A 26,107-nucleotide genomic window follows, 5' to 3' on the forward strand; every position below is an offset into this window, starting at 1 on the left:
TTGGGAATCAGAGGTAATCGAAAAGGGACATGTTCATGACGCGGGCCGAACTCTGGAGCGCGGCCTGGTAGGCGGTTTCCACCCGGCCCAGTTCGACCAGGCTCTCGGCCAGATCGACATCCGCCTGACGTGAGATCTCCGCATCCATCTCGCCGTACTCGGTGGCATTGCGGGCCGATTCCACCCCGATCCTCATCTGGACGGCGCCCAGGCTGCTCAACATGACGAGGAGATCGTCCTCGGACTTGCCCAACTCGGCGCCGGCGGTCCGGACCGAATCGTCCGTCCCGGTTTCGAGGGCATTGCGCAGGCTGATCAGGCGATCAATGAAGTTGGCGATGCCGTCGTTATCCTGCTGGGTCGTGAAGGGACTCAATTCGGTTCCCTCGGAAATCCGGAAGGAGGCTCCCTCAACCATTCCGTTGTTGGTTATGGCAATGATCTTCCCGTCGCCGTCCCGAGTGGGCTCAAAGGGATTTCCGGCTCCGATGGTGCCTCCAAAGACGGCTTCTCCGGCAAACTTCATATTGCCGTTCTGCACCGCCTGCTCGATCATCTGATCGAGTTCAGCCGCATAGGCGCGGGCAGCATCCTGACCCATCAGATCCTTGCCAAGAACCGCGATCTCACCCGCCCGATCGGAAAGGTTGATCAGACTCCTCACCCCCGCGATCGACGTGTTGTTGATATTGGCCGCGCGGGCCGCATTCCGCTCGTATTGAGCCAGCAGAGACTTGCTTTCGCGCAGGTCCATGACCAGCCGACCGCTATCGGGTCATCCTCCGGGCGGGTGATCCGCTGACCGGTAGCCGTCTGGTTCTGCAGGCTGCCCAACCGGCCGCCCAACCCTTGCAGGTGGTCGATGAGACTCTGCGGAAATGTGTTTGATGTGACCCTCATTGGTGCGTGGATAAAGATCAGACGCGGCTAACGGACGAGGCCGGTGACGACCAGTTCGAGCATTTCGTCGATGGCCCGCATCACTCGGGCCGAGGCCTCGAAGGCACGTTGATAACGGAGCAGGTCGGCCATCTCCTCATCGAGTGAGACTCCGGAAATGGAGTCCCGCCGTCCCAGGAGCATCTGCTGGACGTTTTCCTGATCGGACACCCGATCGGTCGCCGAAGCCAGGTCGCTGCCGACCCGGGTGACGAGCTGTCGATGAAAATCGCCGAAGGTTCCGCTGATCCCGTCGCCCATCCCCGTGTTGTGGACCTGCTCGCCGGCCTGGGCCACGGCCTTGGCGACTTCATTGGCTCCGGGCTCAAAGGTCTGGGTGGCCCGGATGCTGAGTGCGGTCAGGCCGGAATCAAGGGAAAGGGTCGTCGCGGTTGTTCCCGACGAGGCAAAGAAATCCTCGGTCATCCCGCCCGGGTTGTAGGCACCATTGACCGAAGCGACCAGTTGGGCGGCGAGACGATCAAGATCGGTCATGGCCGTGAGGAGACTGCCATCCCTGACCTTCAGGGTTCCGAACAGACTGCCTCCGCTCAGCTCGAGAGGCGACGCAGTCGCACCCGCGGTAAACTGGACCCCATCAAAGGAAACCGGGTGAATCTCCCGAATTCCATTGACCAGAACAACCGATGTGCCACCCGGTCCCGCAGCCGAAACCTCGATCTGGCCGGCCTTGTCGGGGATCGAAGCCACCTGGACATCCATCAGCTTGGACAGGGCTTCCAGTTTGGCCTGCCGTTGATCCCTCAAATCGAGAGCCGCGCCGGGATGACTGATCTCGATGTTTCCAATCTGCTCATTGAGCGAGCGGATGCTCTCAAGCATCTCATTGACCGAGGCGGTCTCCCGGGTGATCGAATCGGTCAGGGTTGTGGACAATTCACTCAGGCGGGCGCCTGAAAGATTGATCCGGTCGACGAGGATGGAGGCGTGCTGGAATACATTCTGCTTTTCAGCGCTGGAGGTTGGATCCGCCGCCAGCCCGTGAAAGGCATTGAAGAAACCCTGGAGGGCTTCGGCCACTCCCGAGTCCCCGCTGGAAACCGCGGAGGCTCCATCGATGAACGAGGAATCGCTGCCGCGATCGATACTCTCGCCAAGATTCGTCTGGAGCCAGCGCAGGGCATCTTCCTCCGCCTGGGCCGAACCGAGGAGGGAAGTCTCGCGGAGAATCTGCCGATCGAGGAGAAGGTCGCGGATCTGGGTCTGCTGAAGCGCTTCCACCCCCATGCTCTGCGGGCCGTTCGGGGTCCTGATCGTCCCGGCATCGCCGATGACCACACGCTGGCGCGAGTAGGCCGGGTTGGTCACGTTGGCCATGTTCTTGCCAGCGGTGTTCACCCCTTGCGTCTGGGCATTGAGAGCCCGTGCGGCGCCGAGGAGATCTCCAATCAATCCGGACATGACAGGGAATCAGCCGACCGCCTGATAGCGGGAAGTTTTCTCTCCGGAGACAGAGACCTGGCCCGACCGCGCATAGGTCTTGGTGAAGGACCCCGGCTGCAGCAATCGGAGGGTCTCCTGGGTCAGTTCCACCGCCCGGGCGAGAAGGATATGGTTTTGCCGGGCCTTACGACGGGTCCGGTTGATCATCAGGTTGATGTCGCGGACAAGTGCCTCGAGCAGCGGGCGCACATAGTCGGGAAAGCGATCGAGCATGCGGGTCAGGCGGGTTCCGGCCGGAAGTCCGTCCCGCTTGGCCAGATCGTCCATCACCTCCCGGCGCCGCTCACGGGCCGCGGCGATCACCCGGGCCTGACTGTCGAGATCCCCGTTGATCTCGAGGACCGTGTCGACCTTCCGCGCGAAGATTTCCTCCTGCTGGCGGGTCAGATGGTTGAACAGGGCGCCGTACTCCTCGAGTTCGGTCCGGAGCGCCTCAATCAGAGGCTCCCAATCATTGTTACTGAAGGTTGTCATCAGGAAGGGAATTGGCGGCGGACCGTCCGGCCGCGAGTTGTGCCTGGATCAGGCTGGAATAGCCGAAGACATCGGACTTGCTCAGGCTGTTGGCGAGGGTGTCCGTGACAAAGTAGCTGTAGACCGGATTGCCGCCCCCGAACACGTCGCCGTCCTCGGACAACGGCTTGAGCGCCTCCGTCAGGAATTGGCGCAGAAGAACCGATTGAAACTCGGTGCCGACCGCCTCGAGCTTGGCTTCCTCCGTTCGTCCGTCTGCCAGAACCATCTCCTTCCAGCGGAGAGGATCAGCCGAGTTGAACTGGATTGATGTCGCATCCATGCTCTTGGCGTCAGTTGATGACGAGTTCGGCCTGGAGAGCCCCGGCCCTCTTCATCGCCTGAAAGATCGACATCATCTCCCGGGTGGAGACGCCGAGCGCATTGAGCGCTGCGGTGATCTTCTCGATCGAGGGATAATCCTCGATCATGGTGAACCCGCCCTGGACCTCGTTCACACCGGTCTGGGTGCTGGGCAGGATGGCCGTCCGGCCGTTATCGCTGAACGCGTTCGGCTGGCTGGCCGTCAGACTTGAGGCGATCGTGATGGTGATCGCGCCGTGGCTGACCGCGACCGTCGAGACGCGCACATTGGCGGTGGCCACGATCGTTCCCGTGCGTTCATTCACGATGATCCTTGCCGGCGTGTCCGGGATCATTTCGAGTGCGCCGACCGCGGCGACAAAATCGACCTCGCGACCACGGAACAGCTCGGGCAGCGAAACCTGGACGGTCGAGGCATCGACTGCATAAGAGGTTTCCGGATACATACGGTTGATCATGTCCGCCATCCGGGAAGCCGACGAAAAATCGGGATTGATCAGGAGGAGACGCATCTGTCCGTCGGGGAAGAACTCGGTGGGAATCTCCCGCTCGACAATGGCACCGCCGGTAATGACGCCGACCGTGGGATGATTTTTCTGGACGGTGGCGCCTCCGGGACCGCCCACCCCGCCGATGAAACCGCCGACCGCGATCGCCCCCTGGGAAACCGCATAGACGATATCGTCGGCGCCGAGCAGGGGGGTCTGCATGAGGACGCCTCCCTGGAGGGACCGGGCGTCGCCCATCGACGAGACCGTCACGTCGATCCGCGCACCGGGCTTGAGAAACGCCGGAATGTCGGCCGAGACCATGACGGCCGCGACATTCTTGGCCTTCAGGCCGGTCAGGGGCACGTTCACCCCGAAGCGTTGGAGGGCGTTGGCAATCGACTGGATGGTGAAGGAAAGGGTGCTGTCGCCGTCGCCGGCCAGACCGACCACCAGGCCGTAACCGATCAGCTGGTTGTCACGCCCGCCTTCCACCAGGGAAAGGTCCTTGATGCGTGCGCCGGAAAGGGTGCCGGCGCACGCAACGAGCAGACAGACCACACCAAACAAGGACTGACAGGAAAGCCGCATTTCAGAAAGGATTGATCGCATCGTAAAAACGGGTCCACCATCCCTTGCGCTGCGACTCGCTGATCGCGCCTTGGGAGATGAATTCCACCCGGGCATCCGCAATGCTGGAGGAAAGGACGTTGTTGCCGTTCGCGATGTCTTGGGGCCGGACCACCCCGCGGAGGATGGCATACTGTTTCTCACCGGAAAAGGAAACGAGCCGGGAGCCTTCGATGACCAGGTTGCCGTTGGGCAGACGATCGATCACCGTGACCGCCGCCCGCGCCACGATACTCTGACTGTTGGAGATCTGGCCGCCGCCGCTGAAGTCGTTGCTTCCACCCAGGTCGAGGCCCGGCATGACCCCGTTGTGGGTCAGGAAATCACTCCCGTCGGGGCTGTAGAGGAACTTGTCGATGCTGGCCTGCGTGCTGGCCGATTTGTCGGTCTTGGTCCGCCGGGAACTCTGGGCCGAGGCCGTCTCCTGGACAATCACGGTAAGGATATCACCGATCTTCTGAGCCCGCATATCCGCCACGATCGACGACTCGTTCGCTCCCTTTTTCGTCCAGAGCGAACCGGCCGACGCCTCTGGAAGGAGGCCCGCGGCGAACACGGCAAACCCGGTCAGGATCGGGCTAGAAAGAAACCTGGACAGTCTTTTCATCAATTACTTCAGCAGGAAACTCCCGCTTCGATTCGAGGTTGCGCACGGCGACGACATCACCGAGTGACCCGGTGTTGACCGCCAATGCCTTCATGGAGATGGAAAGGATTCCGTCCCGGACCACCACGTCGACGAGTTCTCCCTTGCGGACCAGCGATCGCGGGGTCAGGTCCGACCAGGAGATGGGTCTTCCCGGATAGACGGATCGCGCCAGTTCGTAGCGGTAGAATTGCTCCTGATCGGCCACGACCGACTTGGCATTGCGGACCAGGTCGACCTCGCGGGCTTCAAAATCCGAGGGAAGCATCGGTTCACCCGGATCCAGCCGGCGGGTTGGCACCCAGACTTCGGCCAGATGGCGGCACCGGAAGACGCCGCGCCATTCCCCGGCACTCTCGCCGGCCTTCAGGATCTCATAACGAAGAACCACTCCGGACCCGGAAAGCCGCTGCGGATTCTCGATCAGTACGACGTCGACCGGCTCACCGTCGTCGGACACGGCCGGCAACAGACCGGTCGGGATCAACTCAACACGGCCGGGAAGCCCCAGCTTGTCGATCAGCGCGGATTCAAGCAGTGAGACCAGGTCCAGCGGGGCTGACCCGGTTTCGGTGCCGGCCGGGATTTCACGGTTGAGAACGGACTCGGCCGGTCCGGAAGCGGATCCGGGGGCGCCCGCCGCCCCGGTCGCCTCGACCGGGAGGAGCCATCCTTCCATCGGCTCCGTCTCGGCACCCGAGGCCAGACCGGCGATGAGCAGGTAAAGGGCGACACATCCTTGTATCTTATTCATCACTACGTGAGTTGACTGATGACCTGGAGCATCTCGTCCGAGGTCTGGATCGACTTGGAATTCATCTCGTAGGCCCGCTGGGCGAGAATCATGTTGACCATCTCCTCCACTACGTTGACGTTTGATGCCTCGAGGTATCCCTGGAGGAGGGAGCCGGTGCCATCCTCGCCGGGATTGCCTGTTTCCGGGAGGCCGCTCGCGGCCGTTTCCACGTAAAGGTTTCCGCCCAGGCTCTCCAGTCCGGTCGGATTGGCAAACCGGGTCAACTGGACCTTGTAGGACTGGGTTCCGGTGGCGCTGGTGACGGTCACGTCGCCTGTCGGTGAAATGGCGATTGAAGTTGTGCCGTCCGGGATCGGTTGAAAGCCGCTGAGGACGGGCAGGCCGCTGCTCGTCATGATCCGCCCGTCCGGGCCGACCTTGAGGGCACCGTCACGGGTGTAGGCGCTGTCCCCGTTCGGCCGCTGTACTTCGAGAAAACCGTCTCCCTGGATGGCGAGGTCGAGTTCGCCCCCCGTCTGTGTCATCTGTCCCTGGGTGAAGACTTTGGTCGTCGAGACGACCTCGGCTCCATTTCCATAGGCCACGCTGGTGGGAACGACATTGCCGTCGCCCGACTCGGACCCGGCCGGCGACTGGGTTGTGTAGAACAGTTCCTGAAACTCAACCTTGCTCTTCTTGAAGCCCACCGTGTTCACGTTCGCGATGTTGTTCGAGATCGTGTTGAGGTTGATCTGCTGGGCCTCCATTCCGGTGGCCGCTGAATACATGGAAAGGTTCATGATCGAGAGTAGGGAAAATGCGGGGATCAGGTATTGCCGAGGATTTCGACCGCTCGCTCCATGGCCCGGTCGATACTGGAGATGACCCGCTGGTTGGCCTGAAAGGCGTTGTTGACCGTGATCATGTCGACCATTTCGTGAATGGAAGAGACGTTGCTCGACTCGATCGCGCCCTGGACCAGCTGCGGATAGGGCACCGCAGTGCCGAATTGGGGGCGATCCGGATCGATCGCCATTCCGCCCGAGACATCAATCAGCCAATCGGGGCGCGTGAACTCGACCAAAGAAAGCCGACCGACTTCCTGGTCGCCCTGGCGAAGGGTGCCGTCCTCCTCCATCGTGACGACTCCGCCCTCCGGAAGAAGCTGGATCGGACCGCCGACGCCCATGACCGAAAAGCCCTCTTTGTTCACAAGAGTGCGTTCACGGTTCAGAATGAATCCGCCGTCCCGAGTGTAGACCATCTGTCCATCGGGTCGTGCCAGTTGGAAGAATCCTGACCCCTTGATGGCAAAATCCGTCTCGAGACCCGTCGTCCGGACTTCCCCCTGGGCAAACACAGTCCTCGTGACCGGGCGCGGCATCCGACTCGGCATCCCGTCGGAACCGACCGATCCCGGTCCGCCGGTCAACGCAGCTTCAAATGAAACCGCTTTTCCCTTGTAGCCTGGACGGGACGCCGCGGCGATGTTCTGGGAAATGACATCGTTCCACGACTGGAGCGCATTGATGGAGGCTGCATTCTGGTAGACACCACTGATCACGCCGTCGACAAAGCAGTGGCCATGCCAATATGCTTAAGTCGTTGATGAACAATACCAAAAATCTTTGAGCAACCGAACAGGCAAGAATTGCCCGGTCTCCGACAGTCCCTTTTTGCCGCCTTCGTCCGCCCTCTCAATGAATCGTCAGCGGCGTATCATTCACCGCTCGGAAATCCACCAGCAACTCCCTGGGACTTACCGAAGGCACCGTCAAAACCCGTTCAATCTCCCAAGGCAGCGCCGTATCGCAATCAAAGGCTGATCGCGGGAGCCGAAGGAACTCAGCGTCATGAGATTCGGCAAATTTCCCGCTGTCCTGCTCGTCGCATCGAGTCTTCAGTTTCTCCCGGGGTGCGTCAGCTTTGAATCGGACATCATTGTTCACAAGGCCCCCCGACCTTCCGTGCCGTTCGAGCCGTCAACGATTGTTCAGACCGATCCCACCCTGCTCGCGGCCGGTCAAAGCAATCCGGAGATAATCTCCTCCAGATAGGATTTGGGTTTATAGCCGACCTTCCGGTGGACCAGGCGGCCTTCGCGATCGACCACAAAGGTCGTCGGAAACGCCAGAATACCGCCAAAGGCCTCGGCCACGGCATAGTCACCCATGACCACCGGATAATTGATCTTGTAGTCCTCCATGAACTTGGCGACCCGGGCTTCCGCGTTGGCGCCCTCATCAAAGGAAATACCCACGATGACCAGGCCTTTCTCGCGGTAGGCTTCCTGCATTTCGACGTAATCCGGGACTTCCGCCCGGCAGGGAGGACACCAGGTCGCCCAGAAATCGATCACCACGATCTTGCCCGCTAGGTCGGACGAATTGAACGTTCCGCCGCCAATCAGCGGCAACTCCCAGGCCGGCGCCACACCGCCGATCTCTTCCGCGGGACCATCGCCGCTGCTGGCCGCGCCGCGCTGGGCCAGAACGACGAGAACGGCGATAAAGACAAACAGTGAACTGTATTGGAGCAGACGCTTCATAAGGGAATCAGACGCACGAACCGGGATTGATATTCCGCAAAACAACGGGAGAAGGGCCAAGATGAGTCAGATCCTGAAGAATCTCAACTCGATCGGCGCCTTCCCCGGATACCGTTGTGCTTTTCAATCGACCCCTGGCGGCGGACCTGATTCCAGGGTTTCGATGAATTTCTTCATGGCGGGTGCCAGGACCCGACCCTTCCGGTGGAGCAGTGCAAGGGGTCGGGAGAAGCCCCGACCTTTGAAGGGGATCGCGCACAGGGTGCCCTGCTTGACCTCCTGGGTGACCGTCGCCTTCGGGACTATGGCAATACCGGCATCGATCTCGACCGCCCGCTTGACCGTCTCGATATTATCAAACTCCATCACCGGCTCGATCTCGAACTTATGATCCCGGAAAATGGTGTCGATCGCCTTGCGGGTGGGGATATCCGGATCGAACCCGATGAACTTGTGCTTGGCCAACTGCTTCACATCCACCTCTTTGTGCTTGGCCAACGGGTGATTCGGATGGCATATCAGCAGGAGCCGATCCTCCCGGAACGGGATGATCTCAATCTGGCGCACCTTGACCGGGAAAGCGACCAGGCCGAAATCCACCGCGTTGTGCAGGATGTCCTCATACACAAGATTGGAACGACGGTACTCCACCCGGATATTCACAGAGGGGAAGTCCGTCAGAAACTTCTTGATGTAGGGCGGCAGTTCATGAAGCCCGATACTGTAGATGGTCGAAAGGCGAATGGTCCCGCTGATCACCTTCTTCATCTCCTGCAGCTCACTGGCGAGCTTTTCGTAGTTGTGCAGGATATCCTTGGCCGTCTCGTAAACCCGGGCCCCTTCGCGGGTCAGCTGGAACTGTTTCTGACTCCGGTCGATCATCAGCGTCTTGAAATGCCGCTCCATCGAACGGGCCTGTTGGCTTACGGCGGATTGCGTGATACCGTTCAACTTGGCCGCCTTGGAAAAACTCTTCGTCTCGACCAGGTCCGCAAAAATCTTGAAGTTCTCTATTTGCATGGGTCTAAAGGGGTAACGTAGAGAATACATAATTAGCTCTAATCATAAAGCAAATAATAAGTAGTTGGTGTAATGCATTTTTCTTCTGAGGGTCTGACCGATCGGCTCGCCCGGCGCTTGGCCGACGTACGCGAACGAATTGGACGGGCGGCGGAGCAGGCCGGACGGGATCCGGCATCCATCCAGATACTTCCCGTCACCAAGACCCTCCCGGCTGCCGCCGTCACCGCCGTCCGGGAGGTCGGTCTCCCGGCCGTCGGTGAGAACCGGGTCCAGGAAGCGATCGCCAAGATGGCGGAGGTTGATCCATCGATGCGCTGGGAACTGATCGGTCATCTCCAATCGAACAAGGTCAGAGCGGCCGTCCTGCACTTCAGCCGCATTCAGAGTGTCGACACTCGGAAAGGGATCGACCAGATCGACCGGCAGGCCGCCGAGGCGGGCCGGATCATCCCGATTCTCCTCCAGCTGAATGCCGGAAGGGATCCCGCCAAGTTCGGTGCAGGACTTGAGGAGGCACCCGACCTTCTCGAGCACGCGTACTCCTGCAGAAACCTCCAGGTCGACGGTCTCATGACGATTGCACCGTTGAGCGAAGACCGCCGAGTGGCCCGGGAGACCTTTGCCCGTCTCCGCGTCTGCCGCGACCGGCTCGAGTCGCAATTCGGCCGGCACCTCCCCGTGTTGTCCATGGGCATGAGCGGCGATCTTGAGGAGGCCGTCCTCGAAGGCAGCACGCTCCTGCGTCTCGGGACCATCCTTTTCGGCCCTCGAGACTGAGTTCGGAAGTTCCGCACCCGGACCATTACGGACCGCCCCTCGGGGCGCAACCTGATCGTCCCCTGCGCCAAACCCCTAACTGAAGTGAACACTTTTTTTACGGATTGCGCCTGCTCCCACCCGGGCTTTGATGGGAGCTGTGAACGGCGAAACCAAATCCAGCGCCCGCCAGGCGGCCCTGATCGAGCTCCTGGACGATCCATCTCCCTCGGTTCGCAAGGCTCTCCTCACCGAGTTCAAGAAGATGGGCGGGGAAGGGATCCGGTTCCTCCAGGATATCGGCCGCGGTCCAAACCGCCTCATTGGAAGATTCGCCAGTCGCTACCTGAACGAGCTGAAGTTCGCCGACCCCATTGCCGAGTTCCGCGACTTCATCCGCTCCCTCAACTATGAACTCGAGACCGGGATGTACCTGATGGCCCGGACCCTCTACCCCGAGTTCACCATTGCCGAATCCTGCTCGCATCTGGATTCCATCTCCGCCCGCTGCCGCCAGCTTATCGCCGAGCCCATGTCGATCCGGGAGAAATGCCGCGTCATCAACCGCGTCGTTTTCCACGAGTACGGCTTCGTCGGCAACGTCGAGCACTACAGCGATCCCCGAAACAGTTTCTTCAACCAGGTGCTCGAACGGCGGAAGGGAATCCCCATTTCGTTGTCCATCCTCTACATCCTGGTGGCCGACCGCTGCGGCATCCGGCTCGAGCCGATCGCCGTACCCGGCCATTTCATGGTGGGCTGCTTCGACGAACGCGAACCCTTCTTCATCGACCCGTTCCAACGAGGTCTTCTGCGGACGCCGGACGATGTGTTCGGCCTGATTCGAAGCAACAACCTTGTGCCCAAGGTGAGCGATCTCGCCCCCTCCCCCGTCCGGGAGGTTCTCTGCCGGTCCTGCCGGAACCTCGCCCAGCACTTCACCGCGGCCCACGACTTCGCCAACGCCCGTCTCTTCGCCGGCTTTGTCGAAGAATTCGAAGCGGTTCACCGGCAGCAGGTCCGAGGTTGATCAAACCGGGATATCCTCCCGCGGCTTGACAGTCTTTCCCGGCCTGTGGCTTGATCCCCGGGACCAATTCACCGGTGCCCGACGACGTCCTTACCCTCGAAGATCTCCGCACGTGGTCCGCACCCGGGACCGCTCTCGCCGTTCTCGGCCACCCCATCCGGCATTCGGTCAGCCCGCCGATGCACAATACCGCTCTCGCCGAGATGGCGCGGACCCGGCCGGAATTCAGGGACTGGCGCTACCACCGATTCGAGGTTCATCCCGACGATCTTCCGGTCGCTCTCGAGCTGCTCCACGGGAAACGCTTCCTCGGGATCAATCTGACCGTGCCGCACAAGATCCTCGCGGTTGACCTCATCAGGCGTGTCGACCCTTCGGCCCTTCCCATTAACGCGGTCAACACCCTGCTCTGGCAGCCCGGGGGGTATGTGGGCTTCAATACCGACGGCTACGGCCTGGCCGAGGGCCTTCGACACGACCTCAAGCTCGAACTCGGCTCGGATCCGGTCATCCTGCTCGGGTCCGGTGGCGCCGCCCGCGGGGCCGCCATCGAATGTCTGCAACGAGGCTGCCGGGAGATCGCCATCGGCAACCGCACCCGGCGACGGGCCGATGAGCTGACCGAGAGCCTCCGGGCGCTCCATCCCTCGGCCGCCATCCGGACCTTTGATCCGGCGGCCCCCCCCGCCGACCTCCCGCCGGATGCCCTTGTCATCAATGCCACTTCAGCCGGTTTGAAACCAGCCGATCCTGAGCCGATCGACCTTAGCCGCCTCCGCGGGCGCCCCTGCGTCTTCGACATGATCTACAATCCTCCGGAAACCGCCCTCCTGCGGTCCGCCCGCCGGGCCGGACTCGCCTGCGCCAACGGGTTTTCCATGCTCATCTTCCAGGGGGTCCGCAGTCTCGGAATCTGGTCGAAGGCCGAGGTTCCGGTCGACGCCATGTTCCGGGGCGCACGCGCCGGACTGACCCCCTCCTGAGAAACGGTCCGGTCCCGCGCGCCTTTCTTTTCCAACCACCCATTTCATCACTTCCCCGACAGACGCAAAATCATGCTGATCGAATTCGCCGCCATCAATCAGCAGTTTCCCTGGTTCTTCCTCGGACTCGCCTTCATCCTCGGCACCGTGGTCGGGAGCTTTCTCAATGTATGTATCTATCGGATACCTGAAGGCCGGTCGATCGTCACTCCGGGATCGCGCTGTGCCTGCGGCCGGCCGATCGCCTGGTTCGACAATATCCCGATCTTCAGCTGGCTCCTCCTGAGAGGCCGCAGCCGCTGTTGCGGTCGCCCCTTCAGTATCCGTTACCCCCTGGTCGAACTGTTGACCGGCCTGCTCTTTCTCGCGTGCTGGTGGCAGCTCCCCCCGGCCACCGCCGCAATCGGCATGGTCTTCGTCTCCCTCCTGATCTGCGCCACCTTTATCGATCTCGACCATATGATCATCCCCGATCGCTTCACCATCGGGAGTGCGGTCATCGGGGTGATCCTGTCGATCGCCGTGCCCAGCCTCCACCTGGGGTCGAGCAGCCAGCCGGTGATCGACTCCCTGCGGTCGGGTTTCCTGAGCGTGATCGGGCTGCTTGTCGGCTCCGGCATCATCCTCTGGATCGCCCTCATCGCCGAGCTCATCCTGCGCAAGGAGGCCATGGGCTTCGGCGACGTCAAGTTTCTCGGGGCGATCGGCGCGTTCATCGGCTGGCAGGGTGCGGTTTTCGCCATCTTCGGCGGAGCCGTCATCGGCACCTTTGCCATCGCCGTCGGGCTTCTCGTCCGTAACCTCCTGCCCCGGAAAAAGCACGAAGTGACCACCCCAGGCGAAGAGGAATCACCGGCCGTCTTCGGACGCCAGACTCCCTTTGGCCCGATGCTCGCAGCCGGCGCCCTTCTCTACTTCCTCCTCCTGAGTCCCTACGTCGACGCCTATTTCGCCAACATTGCGGACCTCTTCCGATAGCCCGCGACCGGGAAGGATCCGCACTGAAAGGCTTTCTTCACGGGCAGAGACTCGCACCGTCCGCGGTCCGGACGTGAATGATCTCGGCCGGCTGACCGAAGCGCGCGCCATAGCTCCCGCTGATCGCCCGTGCATCGTCCATCGCGAAAGCCTCGTCCGTCATGGCCAGGACCGCTCCGCCGAAGCCACCGCCGGTCAGACGGGCGCCATAAACTCCCGGTCGATTCCTCAAGCGGTCCACCAGATCATCCAATCCCACCGTCGAATTCTCGAAAAGCAGCCGTGAACTCTCATGGCTCGCATAGAGGAGGGCTCCCGCACCGGACAGATCTCCACTGGCAAAACAACCGGACGCCTTCCGGACCCGACTGATCTCCTCAACCACATGGCGGGCCCGACGACCGACCGGATCAGGCAACCGCTCAAGGACCTCCCTCAGCTGGTCGGGATCGATATCGGCGAGTTGCTGGATCTCGGGAAGAAACGCCTGCAGGCGCGTTACCGCCTCCATGCACTCCCGGTGGCGGGTTGAATAGAGCGACTCGACCAGTGCGTGTTTCTGGTGGGTGTTGAAGATCCAGAAGTGAACCCCGGCCGGTATGGGAACGGTGGAAAAATCAGGCCCGCGGCAATCAATGTGAACCAGTTGGTCGCGTCGACCGAAGGCCGACACCCCCTGATCGAGGATGCCACAGGGCATGCCCACGAATTCATTCTCCGCTTCGCGGGCTGCCATGGCCAGTTCACGGCGATCCAAGTCCAGACCGAACGCCTTCGTGAGAACAAGGGCACTGGACAATTCCAGGGCCGCGCTGCTGCTCAACCCCGCCCCGGAAGGAAGATCCGAGGTGATCGCCATCTCGAATCCGCCGGTCCGTCTCAAGCCACGCTTCTCCAGCGAAGCCAGAACGCCAATGGGGTAATTCGCCCAGGCGTCGGCGCCCTCCCGGCGGGCGATCCCGTCAGTCAGCCGGACCACGCCGGATGAAAAATCCGACACGAACGCCATCTCCCCATCGGTCCGGAGCCGGAAAGCCACCTCAATCGATCGATCGATGGCCGCGCCCAGGACGGTGCCTCCATTATAATCGGTATGGTTGCCGATCACCTCGATCCGCCCCGGCGCCCTGGCCAGCAGGGCCGGACTCGACCCGTAGGTGTTCTCGAAGAGGATTCGGGCGGCGCCTTGGCGGTTCATCTCGGATTCAGGATCGAATTGAACCTCCCGGAAACACCGTGGAATGCCTGATCGTTCGATGGCCCGGTGGCCAGGGATCAGGCAAGTTTCTTCAAACCAGCCCCGGCCTTGAACTTCACTGTCCGAGAGGCCTTGATCCGGATCGTCTCCTTGGTCCGCGGGTTGACACCCTTGCGAGCGGCCCGTTTCGCCACCTTGAACGCTCCAAATCCGATCAACTGGACTTCCTTGTCCTTCTTGATGCCCTTCATGATACCGTCAATCACGGCATCAACCGCACGTTCCGCTGCGGCTCTGGAGGTTTCACTGCCCAATGACTTCTGAACGGCCAATACCAACTCTGATTTATTCATGTTTAGGAGAATTCCGGGGTTAGGGGGGGTGCGGGTCAAACGACCGGCCCAACAGCCGAAGTGCTTCCCAATTCTCCGTCAACTGAAATATTCAGATTCTACCGGTCCCAAACACCAAAGGTTCAATCGGGATCCCCCTGCGTCCGCGGTCGCAAGCGATCCTCGACCGACCCGCCGGTCCGACCGGCCACGACGAGTTCCAGGAGATATCGGAGCTCCTCCTCCCGCGCCGTTCCCCGCTCCGCAGCCAATTGGCCGGCCCGCTTGAGGAGCTGACGCGCCATGACGACCGACTGTGTTTCGCCGGCCCCCCACTGACTGCAGAGCCGGGCCAGCATTGCCACCTCCGATTGGTCATCAACGTCACCCATGGTCATCCTCGATTGCTCCACCGGAAATCACAACCCGAGCCGGACCACCCGGCTCGATCGACAATTCCCGCCCCACCGCCTCCGTTCGAATCAGAGCCATCCCGTTCACGCCGATTCCATCCCCGGGGACAACCGACCGCAACTCCCCCACCTCCCGATCGCCATCATACAACCGGGCGGGAACCGCCGGATGACCCGCGACATGGACGGCTACCAGGCTGCGCCGCACCCGGCCCATGGCACGCAGACGGGCCATCACTTCCTGCCCGAGGTAACATCCCTTGGTGAACGAAACCGCGTCACGCTCCAAACCGCCCTCCTGAGGCAGATCCGACGGACCGATCTCTCTCGGGATGGAGGGCGCGCGCGACCGTATTCTTTCCCGCTCCATTACGGGACGTTCAAGCTCAACCAGACCGTCCGCCCGAAGCCGGTTCAAAGCGTCCTCAACCAAATCCCCAGGCAGAATCCACTCGAGTTGGGGACCGAGCGAGCGACGCCCCTGAAAAACCCAACCCGAGTCGACTTCAAGAAACTGTCCGGGTCCCGGTCGACCAACCTGCGTTTCCAGCCAGCCGACGGCTTCCTCTCCCAGAAAGGCGATACCCTCGACCTCTCCGGTCTTGTCCCCGATCTCGACATCGTCGGCGATGACAAACGCCTCCAACCGTTCCCGAAGGTCAGCACCGTCGCTCTCATAGCTGAGGATCCGGAAGTCGTTCTCTCCCGCCTGCATGACAAATCCATCCGCCCGGACCTTCCCTTTCCGGTCCAGAAACAGACCATATGTGCATGAATGTGCGATCTTGGCCCGTAAATCGTTCGTGAACTGTCCCTGCAAAAACGAAGCCGCATCACTGCCCCTCACTGAGAGCCACGTCCCCGGTCGATAGAGATGGAATCCGCCTTTCAACATGCTCGGTCTCTAGCCTGTTTTCTTCTGTCCGTCAAAAAAAGTGCAGGAAATTGCAGAAATATGTTTGACGAACACAAAATCCGCGTGCACCTTTTGCCATAGTTTCGAATTCCTCTGCTTAGCGGAGGTTTTTGGGGTAACTAAGAAAGCAATGGCGGGTCGCTTAGGGGTAGGCGGCCCGCCTTACTTTTTTTCGGGTTCGAGTTGTCTGATAGACGGTTCGCCCTCGACAGTCGATCTCCGATCGGAAGACTGCACCGCCGTGCGACAGACTTCCGATATCAATGTCACTGCGACCCGCGTCCTGCCCAGGCCCATTGATCTCCTGAACGAGATCCCCCGGACCGACTCCCAGACCGATCTCGTCATCCGGACCCGCCAGGAAATCCACCGGATTATCTTTGGCGACGACCCCCGTCTGCTGGTCGTCGTCGGACCCTGTTCCATCCATGACGTTGCCTCCGGACGCGAGTATGCCGCCCGCCTCGCGGATCTCGCCCAACGCGTCTCCGATCGGCTCTTCCTCGTCATGAGGGTCTATTTCGAAAAGCCGAGGACCTCAATCGGCTGGAAAGGCCTGATCATGGACCCCCACCTCGACGATTCGGGGGATCTTCCCGGTGGACTTTGCCTCGCTCGGTCGTTTCTTCGCGATGTTCTCGATCTCGGCCTTCCAACCGCGACCGAACTCCTCGACCCAATCACCCCCCAGTACATTGCGGACCTCATCTGCTGGTCGGCGATCGGCGCCCGGACAACCGAAAGCCAGACCCACCGTCAGATGGCCTCCGGTCTGTCCATGCCTCTCGGCTTCAAGAACGGCACCGATGGCAATCTCCACACGGCGATCAATGCGATCAAGGCGGCCAGTCATCCCCAGACCTTTCTCGGCATCGACCAGGACGGCCGGGCCTCCGCCGTCACCACCAGAGGCAATCCCAACTGCCATATCGTCCTGCGGGGAGGGTCCGGTGGACCGAACCACCACCCCGAATCCATCCGTGCGACCGAGGATCAGCTGAACCGGGCCGGGCTGGTCCCCGCCATCATGGTCGACTGCAGCCACGAAAACAGCGGCAAGAAGCCGGAGAACCAACCCGGAGTGATGCACAGCCTGCTCGATCAGATCGCCTCCGGCAGGAAGTCGCTCATCGGCGCCATGCTTGAGAGTCACCTGCAGTCCGGCAGCCAACCCTTTCCCGTTCCCCGCGATCAATTGAAACCGGGCGTCTCCATCACCGACGGCTGCATCGGCTGGGACGACACTGAAAGCCTTCTCCTCCACGCCCACGAGGCACTCGCTCCACGGTTCAGCTGAACCTCCTCCAACTGCCAAGATCCGCGCACATTTCGCCGGATTTTGCGTGAACTCGGCCATCGCAAGGCCCTATACTCAAATCCCTATGAAACCACCCATTCGTGTCGCCGTGACCGGTGCTGCCGGCCAGATCGGATACGCTTTGCTCTTTCGCATCGCCTCGGGCGCGGTCTTCGGACCCGACCAACCGGTCATTCTCCACATGATCGAAATCCCACCCGCCCTGCCCGCCCTCGAAGGCGTGGTCATGGAGCTCCAGGATTGCGCTTTTCCCCTCCTCAACGGGATGGTGCCCACCACCGACCTCGATGAAGGCTTCAAAGATGTCAGTTGGTCCCTGCTGGTCGGCAGCGTGCCGCGCAAGGCCGGCATGGAGCGCAAGGACCTGCTGGGGATCAACGGAAAGATCTTCACCGGTCAGGGACGCGCCATCGCCCGGAACGCCGCCGCCGATGTTCGCATCCTCGTGGTGGGCAACCCCTGCAATACCAATTGCCTGATCGCCAAATCGAACGCCCCGGAAATCCCCGCCGACCGCTGGTTCGCCATGACCCGTCTCGACGAAAACCGCGCGAAGACCCAACTCGCGATCAAGGCCGGCGTTCACGTCTCCGAAGTCAAGAAACTGGCCATCTGGGGAAACCACTCCTCCACCATGTATCCCGATTTTGCCAACGCGACGATCGCCGGGAAACCCGTCCCCGAAGTCATCACCGACACGGCCTGGTTCGCGGACAGTTTCATACCGACCGTCCAACAGCGCGGCGCAGCCATCATCAAGGCCCGGGGAGCCTCCTCCGCGGCATCCGCCGCCAATGCGGCCATCGACACGGTCCGTTCTCTCGTCAACCCGACCGCGGCCGACGACGTCTTCAGCGTGGCAGTCAGTTCGGACGGAAGCTACGGCATCGAGAAGGGACTGATCTATTCCTACCCGATGAAGAGCGACGGAAAGAAATGGTCGATCGTCCAGAACCTTCCGGTCAGCGATTTCAGCAGGACCCGGATTGTCGCCACCGAAACCGAATTGAAGGAAGAAAAGGCCATGGTGGCCGAACTCATTCCCTGACCCCGGCCCGGCGGTTTTTCCCCAAGGCGGCGGACTCCGGTCCGTCGCCTCTTTTTTTGGTGGCGTCCTGCAGGTCATGAGACTGGCCCCTACCTGCACGACGGTCTTCTAACCCGGCAAAGGATGCCGCGCCTCCACCCACGCCTCCACCGGTTCGCCCCCGATCAGGTGCCGCTCCAGGATAACGGAAAAACGCTCCGGCGTCATCGACCCGTACCAGATGCCCTCCGGATAGACCAACAACCATGGTCCCCCCCGGCAGACCCGCAGACAAGCCGCTTTGGAGCGGAGAATCGGCAGCCGGTTCGCCTTCAGGCCGGCCTTCATCGCCTTCCAGACCACCGCGCCTTCTTCCCCGGAACAGCAATCGGGACCCGTACAGAGGAAGAGGTGCCGCTCGGCCCGATCGAGCTCCATCTTTTCAAAAGCCGCCTTATAATTCCCGCTCATATCCTGCACGATGGCTCCCCATTGCTTCCAGGCAATCCATCACCATCGATCAGAGGCCGGCCATCAACGCTTCCGGATCGACTCCCTCCCCTCCGTTCAGCCTTCTCACTTCCGCGAAGAGCCGATCGCGCAAGCCATCAATCACCACCCGTGCCCCACCGGCCGCCCGGCTTTCCCGACCGGCGATGATGACGAGCATCTGCTCCACGGTCTCCCGAAACGGATGACCATCCCGACCCGTTCGGAACGCATCGATGACCGCCACCAATTGCGATCGAAAAGCCCGGTAGGTGCTCGCAAAACGCAGGCTTTCCGAACGCTCCGTGCCACAAACCTGGATGACACCGAAAGACCCGTAGGCATCGTGAATGGCCGGCAGGGTCACCGAGACTCCACCGGCGTGGCCCGCGGTGACGACATCACCACCATCCAGCGAGGCCGTCTGCACCCAGCTGTAACCCGGTCCGGTGATGGCGTAGGCCGCTTCCAACGCATGAATCCCATAGCGCTCCCAGGTCTTGGCCGTGAACGAACTGACCCAGCGCAGACCACCGAGGCTGCCGAGACGGGATCGCAGATCCAGGATCTCGGGAGCATAGCGGAGCGCGCTCGACGAAGTGATCATCGACCCGCGACAACGCGCCGCCACGAACCAGGCGAGGTCTTCCAGGTTGTCCGCCAGGGGCTTGTCCACAAAGACCGGGAGGCCCGCTTCGACAAAAGGCCGGGCGCGTCGCACATGATCGCTTCCATCATCCGTCGCGATGATGACCGCATCAACCTGGCCGATGACATCCTCCGGGGCTTTCGCCACCGTCGCAATCCGGTCGGCCGCCGCAATCAGCGGCGCCTCCGCCGGATCATCCGTCCACACATGAGTCACTTGCGCCCCGGGAATGCGCACTTCATCCAGGGGCTGCTCACCCAGATAGGCCGGAATAGCGGGATAGCTGCAGCGCTTCATGGCCTCCGGATCGTAGCCATTGACGATGGCCGACCAGGACCAGGGATGGGCGTTGCCCTCGATCATGCCCAGCATGGCCAGGCGCAGCGGTTTCTCGGAATGGTTCGAAGAAGTTGACGTGTTGGTCATGGCTCTACCAGATTTTGAACCACAGCAGGCGTCCGGCCGCAAGCTGAGTCCCCATGACCCGAAACAAGATTGTCATCATTGGCTGTGGCAGCATCGGCGAGCGCCATCTGCGGGCCTTCCTCGCCAATGATCGGATCGGGGTCATTGCCGCGGAGACACAGGCCGGATTGAGGGAGCGCATCGCGACCACCCATCACATCGAAGCGGTTGCCGACTACCGCGACCTGCTCCGCCGCGACGACGTGGTCGCCGCCCTCGTGGCCACGCCCGCTCCCAGTCATGTCTCCATCGCCACCCATGTTCTTGAATCGGGCCGGCACGTTCTGATCGAAAAGCCCCTCAGCCTCGATCAGTCCGGGCTCGATCAACTGGTCGCACTTCGGGACGCCTCGAAACGGGTCGCCGCGGTCGCCTACGTCTACCATTTCATTCCCGCGGTCGTCGCAGCCCGGGATTTCATCCGACAGGGATCGTTCGGCCCCGTCCTTCATGCCACGGTCGCCTGTGGGCAGCACTTCCCCACCTACCGACCCGCGTATCGCGATATCTACTACGCAAGGAAGGAGTCAGGAGGAGGCGCCATCCAGGATGCCCTCACCCACATCGCCAACGCCGTCGATTGGACGCTCGGGCCCGCCACCACTCTGGTGGCCGAGGCCGCCCATCAATGCCTTGAGGGCGTCGCGGTGGAAGACACCGTCAATGTTCTCACCCGGCAGGGACGCGCCCTGGTTTCCTATCAGCTCAATCAGTTCCAGTCGCCCAACGAAATCGTCTTTGACTTCCACTCGGCCGGTGGATCCGTCCGCATCGAGATCCACCATCAACGCTGGGGGACCTTCGCCCACGGCGCCGGGAGCTGGACCTGGCACGACTCCCCGGTCCCGGACCGCGATTTCCTCTTTCAGAATCAGGCCCGCGCCTTTGTCGAGGCGATGGAAGGCAGGCCCACCCGCCTCGCCACCCTGGAGGAAGGCATCCGCGCCGTCGCCTTCAATCAGGCGGCCTTCCAATCGATCGAGGAAGGGCGGAAAATCCTGCTTTGAAGGGGTCAGGCCGCTTTTTATCTACGAATGCGATCCGATTCGTAGACAAAAAGCGGCCTGACCCCTTCGACGAAGCGCGGCATCGCTCACTCTACCGCCACGCACTCGATCTCGAAGCGCAGGGTCTCCGGAAGGCAATTCGTGATTGTTGTCCGGGCCGGATACGGGGCCGGGATCAATTCGGCGTAGAGGCGGTTGAACTTCGCCAGATCCGCCGGATCGCGCACGTAGTTGCGCGTCTGCACGACCTTCGACAGATCGCTGCCGGCCGCCTCCAGAATGCGCTTCATGTTCTCAACGGATCTCCTGAACTCCTCTTCAAAGGTGCCCGGAACGATCTTCCCGGTCTCATCGACTGAGGCCTGGCCGCTGACGAACAGAAGGCCGGCGGCCTTGACGGCCGGGCTGAAAGGCAGGTGAGAAACCGGCATGCCGGGCTTATGGATGACTTGCTTATTCATGGGTAACGAAGGACGTGTGGCTCCGGATTGTCGATCGGGTCGAGGGGAAAGACCGGACGTCGAAGGTGTTCGAAATCAAACGATCGAGGATCGCCGGCGCAGGGGCCCGGGGTGTCGATGATGAACGACCGCACGGCAATCGGATCATAGGCCCGTCGATGGGCGACGGCCGCCTTGACCGCGATCGCCCATTGCTGCTCCGGCACGATCCCCTGGCTGCGAAGCTGGCCGAGATCGAACGGGGGCGTCCGCTTCGACGTGACCAGGATCTGCAACCGGTGATGACGAAGGACGACACAGGGCCCCATCTCAATGTGGACACCGTTCATCGAAGCGAGGTGACTCTGTCGATCCTCCAGGCTGAAAGCGCCATCCGAGGAAGAGACCTTGGTGCCGGCGATTTGAACCGGGCCCTCGTCGAAGCGCGAGCCCCGCCCTCCCAGGGCGACATCCACCTCCCGGCCGATCGATACGGAGGCAAGCCGGCGCACCGCATCAGGATCGTTGATCACCACAGCCGAGGGACGGTCCGGAAAATGAAGGAGCAGCCGGAGCAATCCCGTCCCGTCGCCCGGAGCACCCGCCCCGATATTGTCAGAGGGTTCGACCAGGATATTCGGGCCATCGGAAAGCGGGAGGAGAGTTTCGACGGCCTCTTCGACCGACAGAAAGGCGGGCAGGCAACGGTCCCGAAAGGTCCAGCTCAACCGACAGAGCTCATCGAGAATCCGTCGACCGGTCTCCACGGCCGCATCCTCGGCCACCGCAAGGAAGGAGAGACCGGTTTCCGGCAGATCCGCGAAGGAGAACCCGCCGGCCACACCCACCTCGAGAAGCCCGGGATGATCCCTCTCGGCTCTCCGGGCCACCGCAAGGAGGGAGCGCATCGGATCATCGTCCGTCCCGGTGACGGAGGGGGCCAGAACCATGGGCGGGTGGGCGTAGAGAACCCGGGTGCGTGCTCCTGAGGCAAGTCGGTGTTCCAGAAGATGAGCCGCCCTCACCGCGGTGGCCCGCGCATCGGTGTGAGGGTTTTTCTGATACAGGATCAACCCATCGGCATGACGGGCCATGCGCGGGGTTACATTGGCATGGAGGTCGAGAACCGCCACCACCGGCAACCTCTCCAGTCCGGGAATGCCCCGAATCCTTGCGAGCAATTCGCCCTCCACATCGCGATGGCTCTGCGAGACCATGGCCCCATGCAGGACAAGCAGGATGGCATCAGGCGGGGCGCTTCCGCGCAGGGTCGATATCAGTCCCTCCCAGAAGGTCTCAACGATGGCATCCGGCACGATCCCGCCCGGCGTGGCCCGGAGGTCCATCGCCGGAACAACCGTCCAGGCAAACGCCTCGGCCGCCTCAAGAACACCATCGATGGGCGATCCATCTCCGCGACAATCCAGCAATTCCTTGCCTTTTCGCACCGAGAAATCGTTCACCGTCGACGGTTGGTCGAGAAAGGTGTGGGTCTCGTGAAAGAGGCCCGCCAGCAAAATCCGCCGATTCGCCTTCATGCGCCCGATCACCCTCTCAGGAAACCGGCCATTCGGCGGCATGGCGCACAAACGCGCGGGAGGCCCGCTTCAGGGCCTCATCGACCAGAGCGTCCGTCGTCGCGAAACTGATCATCCAGATGCCCCGCTCAATCGCCCGGACTCCTTCCTCAAGCAGGCACCGACGCAGGTGAGCCCATCGGGCCTGATCGTGGCGAACGGCATGCTCGCGGTAATTGCGAACCGGCTCATCCTCAGCCCCGGCCTTCAGCATCGTGCTGAAGAAGACCAGGCCCGGGCCCTGCGGGCGGAGCGGGATTCCATTGCGATCCGCCAGATTCCGCAGACCCGTCATCAACCGCCGGCCCAGAAGGTTGATCGTCTCCGGATGGGATGGCCCCTGTCCGGCCACCTGGTCCAGGCACCATTTTGCCGCTGCCAGGCAGAGTGGATTGCCGTTCAGGGTTCCTGCATGGACCGCCTTTCCCAGGGTGATCGGCTCCATGGCGGAGGCTTTTCCGGCCAGCACGGCAAACGGGACTCCCCCACCGATGGCTTTTCCAAAGATCGTCAGGTCCGGTGTAAACCCGTAATAGCCCTGGGCCGATCCCGCCCCGAACCTCAATCCGGTGATGGTCTCGTCGGCGATCATCACAATGCCGTATTGGTCGCAGAGTTCCCGGATCGTTTCGATCATGCCGGGCACCGGTTCGATGCATGAGGTATTGCAGAGACAGGGCTCAAAAATGATCGCGGCCAGTTCGTCCGCGCTTTCCGCCACCAGTGTCCGCAGATGCGCGGGGTCGTTCCAGTAACCGACCACCACCGTGTCCAGAACCGCCGGGATGACCCCTCCGCTCGGGTGCCGGGCCCGGGGATGCCCGCCATCGTCCCACTCCGCGGGAGGGGTGGCGAAACCGGCGAGCCCTTCATCCGACCATCCATGGTAATGGCCCTCAAACCGCAGGATCTTCGACCGGCCGGTTTTGGCCCGGGCCAGACGCAATGCGGCCATGACCGCCTCGGTCGCTGAATTGCTGCAGCGCATCCGCTCCGCCGAGGGAACCATCGCCTGAACACGTTCGGCCACCTCGATTTCCAATTCGCTCTGGGCGGCCCAATGGGTGCCCAAGGACGCCTGCTTCGCCAAAGCCGCAGCCAGGCCCTCCGGCGCGTGGCCAAAGAGGATCGCGCCCTGCCCGATCTGAAAATCGATGTACTCGTTTCCATCGACATCATACAGGTGGGCGCCCTTTCCATGAGTGAAGTAGAGCGGCACCGGCTCCTCCATCTTGCGGATGCCGCTGTTGATCCCGCCCGCGATGCTCTTGCCAGCCCGGTCAAACATCGCCTTTGATCGCTCGAATGTATAGGGCATGATCCAAGTCACCCCAATATCCGTCATTGTCCAAGACCAAACCAATCGAAATCATGACGATAAACTCCCTTCAGAACCGGACCGTCCTCGTCACCGGCTCATCCCGGGGCATCGGCCGCGCCATCGCCGCCGCATTTGAATCCGCAGGAGCCACCGTCATCCGCCACGGCAACCGGCATCGTCCGACCGACTCGCCCACCGGAGGCACGTTCCTGCAGGCCGACCTCTCGTCACTCGAGGCTCCGGAAAAGTTGATCCAGACGGCCGTCGCCGCACATCCGGATCTCGACACCCTTGTCTGCAATGCCGGCTCCTTCTTTGACCTGCCCTTTCTGGAGATGACGCCGGAGCGCTGGGAGCAGACCATGAACCTGAACGTCCGAGCCGTTTACTTCATCTCCCAGGCCTTTGCCCGCCACCTCGCCTCCCGGCAACGCAAGGGGACGATCGTCGTCATTTCCTCGACCAATGGGTTTTTCTCCGAGGATGAATCCACCGCCTACGACACCTCGAAGGGCGCTCTCGTGATGATGACCCGGACCCTCGCCCAATCACTCGCCCCGATGGGCATCCGGGTGAATGGCGTCGCTCCCGGACTTATCCGGACTCCCCTCACCGCAAGATGGATGGACGTCGAACCCGAAAAGTGCCGCCACTACGAGAAGAAGACCCTGCTCGGACGCATCGGGAGCGAGCAGGACTGTGCCGGCCCCACCCTTTTTCTGGCCTCGGACGATTCAGCCTATATGACTGGTCAGATCCTGGTCGTGGACGGAGGACTGACCGTCGGCCAGATTGGCAAATCATGAACAAGACGCCCAGGACCATCGCCGACCTTCCCACGCCCTCCATCCTCGTCGATCTCCCGCGGCTCGAAAGCAACCTGGCCAGGATGCAGGAAACCTGCAACCGCCGCTCGACCGCCCTCCGTCCTCACATCAAGACCCACAAATCAGTGGCCATCGCCCGCCGGCAGCTTGCCGGTGGAGCAGAGGGGTTGACCGTGGCCAAGATCGGTGAAGCCGAGTCCATGCTCCCTTCGGGGGTGCGCCGGATCTTCATAGCCCATTCCCTGGTCGACCCGTCGGTCGCTCCACGATTGGCTGCTCTGGCCGATCAGCTCGACGAGCTTGTCCTGGCTGTGACCAGCGGGGCTCAGGCCGAGGCGCTCGAAGGGGTTCTGGCCTCGGCCGGCCTGACCCTTCCCGTATGGATCGCCATCGATTCGGGCCTGGGGCGCGAAGGCCTCCGCTCCCTTGAGAGCGCCCGTCATCTCGCCTCCCGTCTGCCTGCCCTGAAACACCTTCGGCTCACCGGACTTTACACCCACGAGGGACAATTCTATCAGACCACACCCACCGAGCGGGGCGCCCTCCTCGAAAATCTGGGCAACCGTTTGATCGCCTTTCGGGATGCCATTGACCCATCGCTGCCCCTCTGGCCCGGATGCAGCGTGACCGCCTCCGCCCTGGCCGGCCGGGAGGGAATCACCGGAGTCCGTCCCGGTGCCTACGTCTTCGGCGACCTCGCCCTGACCGAATCCACCGGCGTGATGGAAACCGACCAGGTGGCCCTTCATGTGCTTTCGACCGTGATCGATCGACCCGAGCCTGGACTGGCCCTGGTCGATGCCGGCACCAAGACCTTGAGCAGCGACAAGACCGGCCGGGGAATCATGGGACGGCCCGTCGACGGACGGGATTTCGTTCTCTCCCGAGCCAACGAAGAGCACGGGTATGTCGAGGGCCCGGATGTCGACCAGCTGAAAATCGGCGAAAGGATCCTCTGGATCCCCGCCCATGTCTGCCCCGTGGTCAATCTGACCGATCAGATCGTCATCACCGAGGGCGACGCCGTCGTGGATTTCTGGCCCGTCGATGCGCGTGGCCAGGTCCGGTAG

At 61.9% G+C, this 26,107-nt stretch carries 29 protein-coding genes; 9 read left to right on the forward strand and 20 right to left on the reverse strand.

From position 1 onward, the window contains the following. Positions 1 to 7: 7 nt before the first annotated feature. The 11 genes from R3F07_15285 to R3F07_15335 form a co-directional block, all read right to left on the reverse strand. Positions 8 to 754: a hypothetical protein gene (locus R3F07_15285; GenBank protein ID MEZ5277743.1), complete on the reverse strand. Its 747-nt coding sequence runs from the start codon at positions 752 to 754 to the stop codon at positions 8 to 10. Between the two features lie 173 nt (positions 755 to 927). Beyond that, entirely contained in the window at positions 928 to 2,361 is a 1,434-nt protein-coding gene (gene flgK / locus R3F07_15290) for a flagellar hook-associated protein FlgK (GenBank protein ID MEZ5277744.1), read from the reverse strand. Positions 2,362 to 2,370: 9 nt separating this feature from the next. Beyond that, entirely contained in the window at positions 2,371 to 2,877 is a 507-nt protein-coding gene (locus R3F07_15295) for a flagellar protein FlgN (protein MEZ5277745.1), read from the reverse strand. Then, positions 2,861 to 3,199, reverse strand: coding sequence for a hypothetical protein (locus R3F07_15300; GenBank protein ID MEZ5277746.1), 339 nt, complete (start codon positions 3,197 to 3,199; stop codon positions 2,861 to 2,863). The genes R3F07_15295 and R3F07_15300 overlap by 17 nt, the downstream gene beginning before the upstream one ends. A 10-nt stretch (positions 3,200 to 3,209) precedes the next feature. Continuing rightward, on the reverse strand, positions 3,210 to 4,319 hold the full coding sequence (locus R3F07_15305) for a flagellar basal body P-ring protein FlgI (GenBank protein ID MEZ5277747.1): 1,110 nt from the start codon (positions 4,317 to 4,319) through the stop codon (positions 3,210 to 3,212). A 1-nt stretch (position 4,320) separates the two neighbouring features. Next, entirely contained in the window at positions 4,321 to 4,965 is a 645-nt protein-coding gene (locus R3F07_15310; protein ID MEZ5277748.1) for a flagellar basal body L-ring protein FlgH, read from the reverse strand. Next, positions 4,937 to 5,758 carry a flagellar basal body P-ring formation chaperone FlgA gene (flgA, locus tag R3F07_15315; protein MEZ5277749.1) on the reverse strand — a complete coding sequence of 274 codons (822 nt, stop codon included), beginning with the start codon at positions 5,756 to 5,758 and terminating at the stop codon, positions 4,937 to 4,939. The genes R3F07_15310 and flgA overlap by 29 nt, the downstream gene beginning before the upstream one ends. Before the next feature lie 2 nt (positions 5,759 to 5,760). Next, positions 5,761 to 6,540, reverse strand: a complete 780-nt coding sequence (gene flgG, locus R3F07_15320; protein ID MEZ5277750.1) for a flagellar basal-body rod protein FlgG — start codon at positions 6,538 to 6,540, stop codon at positions 5,761 to 5,763. A gap of 26 nt (positions 6,541 to 6,566) precedes the next feature. Continuing rightward, complete coding sequence (locus R3F07_15325) at positions 6,567 to 7,304, reverse strand: flagellar hook-basal body protein (GenBank protein MEZ5277751.1); 738 nt, start codon at positions 7,302 to 7,304, stop codon at positions 6,567 to 6,569. A gap of 459 nt (positions 7,305 to 7,763) precedes the next feature. Beyond that, positions 7,764 to 8,288 (reverse strand): TlpA disulfide reductase family protein, encoded by a 525-nt coding sequence (locus R3F07_15330; protein MEZ5277752.1) that lies wholly within the window; start codon positions 8,286 to 8,288, stop codon positions 7,764 to 7,766. A gap of 123 nt (positions 8,289 to 8,411) precedes the next feature. After that, positions 8,412 to 9,308: a LysR substrate-binding domain-containing protein gene (locus tag R3F07_15335; protein MEZ5277753.1), complete on the reverse strand. Its 897-nt coding sequence runs from the start codon at positions 9,306 to 9,308 to the stop codon at positions 8,412 to 8,414. Between the two features lie 72 nt (positions 9,309 to 9,380). Between R3F07_15335 and R3F07_15340 the strand changes: the two genes are divergently transcribed. The 4 genes from R3F07_15340 to R3F07_15355 all read left to right on the forward strand — a co-directional run bounded on the left by R3F07_15340 (position 9,381) and on the right by R3F07_15355 (position 13,058). Next, positions 9,381 to 10,088 (forward strand): YggS family pyridoxal phosphate-dependent enzyme, encoded by a 708-nt coding sequence (locus R3F07_15340; GenBank protein MEZ5277754.1) that lies wholly within the window; start codon positions 9,381 to 9,383, stop codon positions 10,086 to 10,088. 139 nt (positions 10,089 to 10,227) lie between these two features. Then, the gene (locus R3F07_15345) at positions 10,228 to 11,097 is read left to right on the forward strand and encodes a transglutaminase-like domain-containing protein (protein ID MEZ5277755.1); all 870 of its coding nucleotides are present in this window, start codon (positions 10,228 to 10,230) and stop codon (positions 11,095 to 11,097) included. 74 nt (positions 11,098 to 11,171) lie between these two features. Continuing rightward, positions 11,172 to 12,080, forward strand: coding sequence for a shikimate dehydrogenase (locus R3F07_15350; GenBank protein MEZ5277756.1), 909 nt, complete (start codon positions 11,172 to 11,174; stop codon positions 12,078 to 12,080). A 72-nt stretch (positions 12,081 to 12,152) separates the two neighbouring features. Continuing rightward, positions 12,153 to 13,058 carry a prepilin peptidase gene (locus R3F07_15355; protein ID MEZ5277757.1) on the forward strand — a complete coding sequence of 302 codons (906 nt, stop codon included), beginning with the start codon at positions 12,153 to 12,155 and terminating at the stop codon, positions 13,056 to 13,058. A gap of 37 nt (positions 13,059 to 13,095) precedes the next feature. Here the strand turns inward: R3F07_15355 and galK are convergent, their stop codons facing one another. The 4 genes from galK to R3F07_15375 form a co-directional block, all read right to left on the reverse strand. Then, complete coding sequence (gene galK / locus R3F07_15360; protein ID MEZ5277758.1) at positions 13,096 to 14,256, reverse strand: galactokinase; 1,161 nt, start codon at positions 14,254 to 14,256, stop codon at positions 13,096 to 13,098. A 77-nt stretch (positions 14,257 to 14,333) separates the two neighbouring features. Continuing rightward, positions 14,334 to 14,609 carry an HU family DNA-binding protein gene (locus R3F07_15365; protein ID MEZ5277759.1) on the reverse strand — a complete coding sequence of 92 codons (276 nt, stop codon included), beginning with the start codon at positions 14,607 to 14,609 and terminating at the stop codon, positions 14,334 to 14,336. A gap of 122 nt (positions 14,610 to 14,731) precedes the next feature. Next, on the reverse strand, positions 14,732 to 14,980 hold the full coding sequence (locus R3F07_15370; protein ID MEZ5277760.1) for a hypothetical protein: 249 nt from the start codon (positions 14,978 to 14,980) through the stop codon (positions 14,732 to 14,734). Further along, positions 14,973 to 15,896, reverse strand: coding sequence for a folate-binding protein (locus R3F07_15375; GenBank protein MEZ5277761.1), 924 nt, complete (start codon positions 15,894 to 15,896; stop codon positions 14,973 to 14,975). Before R3F07_15375 ends, R3F07_15370 begins: the two co-directional genes overlap by 8 nt. A gap of 262 nt (positions 15,897 to 16,158) precedes the next feature. On the opposite strand from R3F07_15375, the gene R3F07_15380 reads away from it, so the two are divergent. Continuing rightward, positions 16,159 to 17,214: a 3-deoxy-7-phosphoheptulonate synthase gene (locus R3F07_15380; protein MEZ5277762.1), complete on the forward strand. Its 1,056-nt coding sequence runs from the start codon at positions 16,159 to 16,161 to the stop codon at positions 17,212 to 17,214. 85 nt (positions 17,215 to 17,299) lie between these two features. Then, positions 17,300 to 18,283: a malate dehydrogenase gene (locus tag R3F07_15385; GenBank protein ID MEZ5277763.1), complete on the forward strand. Its 984-nt coding sequence runs from the start codon at positions 17,300 to 17,302 to the stop codon at positions 18,281 to 18,283. A 108-nt stretch (positions 18,284 to 18,391) separates the two neighbouring features. On the opposite strand, the gene R3F07_15390 is transcribed toward R3F07_15385, so the two are convergent. Then, on the reverse strand, positions 18,392 to 18,733 hold the full coding sequence (locus R3F07_15390) for a hypothetical protein (GenBank protein MEZ5277764.1): 342 nt from the start codon (positions 18,731 to 18,733) through the stop codon (positions 18,392 to 18,394). Positions 18,734 to 18,782: 49 nt separating this feature from the next. After that, positions 18,783 to 19,826 (reverse strand): Gfo/Idh/MocA family oxidoreductase, encoded by a 1,044-nt coding sequence (locus R3F07_15395; protein MEZ5277765.1) that lies wholly within the window; start codon positions 19,824 to 19,826, stop codon positions 18,783 to 18,785. Positions 19,827 to 19,879: 53 nt separating this feature from the next. Here R3F07_15395 and R3F07_15400 point away from each other — a divergent pair, with 53 nt between their 5' ends. Next, positions 19,880 to 20,872: a Gfo/Idh/MocA family oxidoreductase gene (locus R3F07_15400; GenBank protein ID MEZ5277766.1), complete on the forward strand. Its 993-nt coding sequence runs from the start codon at positions 19,880 to 19,882 to the stop codon at positions 20,870 to 20,872. 86 nt (positions 20,873 to 20,958) lie between these two features. Here R3F07_15400 and R3F07_15405 read toward each other — a convergent pair whose 3' ends face one another. The 3 genes from R3F07_15405 to R3F07_15415 are packed head-to-tail and all read right to left on the reverse strand — an operon-like array spanning position 20,959 to position 24,207. After that, entirely contained in the window at positions 20,959 to 21,333 is a 375-nt protein-coding gene (locus R3F07_15405) for a RidA family protein (GenBank protein MEZ5277767.1), read from the reverse strand. After that, complete coding sequence (locus R3F07_15410; GenBank protein ID MEZ5277768.1) at positions 21,330 to 22,850, reverse strand: M81 family metallopeptidase; 1,521 nt, start codon at positions 22,848 to 22,850, stop codon at positions 21,330 to 21,332. The genes R3F07_15405 and R3F07_15410 overlap by 4 nt, the downstream gene beginning before the upstream one ends. Before the next feature lie 16 nt (positions 22,851 to 22,866). Then, positions 22,867 to 24,207, reverse strand: a complete 1,341-nt coding sequence (locus tag R3F07_15415; GenBank protein MEZ5277769.1) for an aspartate aminotransferase family protein — start codon at positions 24,205 to 24,207, stop codon at positions 22,867 to 22,869. A 53-nt stretch (positions 24,208 to 24,260) separates the two neighbouring features. Here R3F07_15415 and R3F07_15420 point away from each other — a divergent pair, with 53 nt between their 5' ends. Together R3F07_15420 and R3F07_15425 are read left to right on the forward strand one after the other, a co-directional pair. Then, on the forward strand, positions 24,261 to 25,016 hold the full coding sequence (locus R3F07_15420; GenBank protein MEZ5277770.1) for an SDR family oxidoreductase: 756 nt from the start codon (positions 24,261 to 24,263) through the stop codon (positions 25,014 to 25,016). Next, positions 25,013 to 26,107, forward strand: a complete 1,095-nt coding sequence (locus tag R3F07_15425; protein ID MEZ5277771.1) for an alanine racemase — start codon at positions 25,013 to 25,015, stop codon at positions 26,105 to 26,107. Before R3F07_15420 ends, R3F07_15425 begins: the two co-directional genes overlap by 4 nt.

The sequence above is a fragment of the Opitutaceae bacterium genome, assembly GCA_041395105.1.
Lineage (GTDB): Bacteria > Verrucomicrobiota > Verrucomicrobiia > Opitutales > Opitutaceae > B12-G4.